2 tRNA genes and 1 rRNA gene are annotated in these 810 nt (G+C 42.1%); all 3 read right to left on the bottom strand.

The window, feature by feature from the left end:
- Positions 1 to 245: 245 nt before the first annotated feature.
- A tRNA-Ala gene (locus ACN1CD_RS23605) sits at positions 246 to 322 on the bottom strand.
- Positions 323 to 403: 81 nt separating this feature from the next.
- Positions 404 to 481, bottom strand: a tRNA-Ile gene (locus ACN1CD_RS23600).
- Positions 482 to 736: 255 nt separating this feature from the next.
- Positions 737 to 810 (bottom strand): 16S ribosomal RNA (locus ACN1CD_RS23595); the annotation flags it as partial.

Below are 810 nucleotides of genomic sequence, written 5' to 3'. Positions count from 1 at the left end.
ATTGTCCCCTGCCTAAGCTCCGTTTCAGCTTCGTTAGTCAAAAACTCCGGTCTCGAACCGTTTTATCTATTTCACAGTATATGCTTGATAAATATGCCCCAATGGCGTTTCTTCTTGTCTTAATCTTTTATGTCAATGTAGATCATCGATCCCGATGATATCTTTTTCTTTTCTTTTTTGTTGTGGTTGGTTTCAGCTACAGGTATTAACCTTATACCCTCAACTTTTTAACCCTCAACCTCTGATGGTGGAGAATAACGGAGTCGAACCGTTGACCTCCTGCGTGCAAGGCAGGCGCTCTAGCCAGCTGAGCTAATCCCCCAGATTTATAGTTTTGAGTTTGGAGTCATTAGTTTGGAGTATTCATAACTCCCAACTCTATCCTCTTTACTCCCAACTTCAATGGTAGTCCCGTCCAGATTTGAACTGGAGACCCCTACATTATCAGTGTAGTGCTCTAACCAGGCTGAGCTACGGGACTAAGTGATTTAAGGTTAGCTTTATCGTATGCAGTATATAGTATCTTACCGCTACTGCTTATCCTTTGGCTTTCCCCATCTTTCTGCCGTTTGCCCATACCCTTATAGTATGACCACCGTTTTATTCTGGGTGTTTTCTCTTTTTTTAGTATAAAGTAATTAGTATCAAGTATCAAGACCTTAAGCCTTTTTACCTTTAACCTTCTACCTTATTTAGAAATATCATGTTGCGAAGCGAGTAGGTGACACTACTCCAGAAAGGAGGTATTCCAGCCGCACCTTCCGGTACGGCTACCTTGTTACGACTTAGCCCCAGTTATCGGTTTTACCC

Source organism: Pedobacter sp. N23S346 (genome assembly GCF_048515415.1).
In the GTDB taxonomy this organism is placed as follows: domain Bacteria; phylum Bacteroidota; class Bacteroidia; order Sphingobacteriales; family Sphingobacteriaceae; genus Pedobacter.
This window is presented reverse-complemented; position numbering and strand designations above follow the sequence as displayed.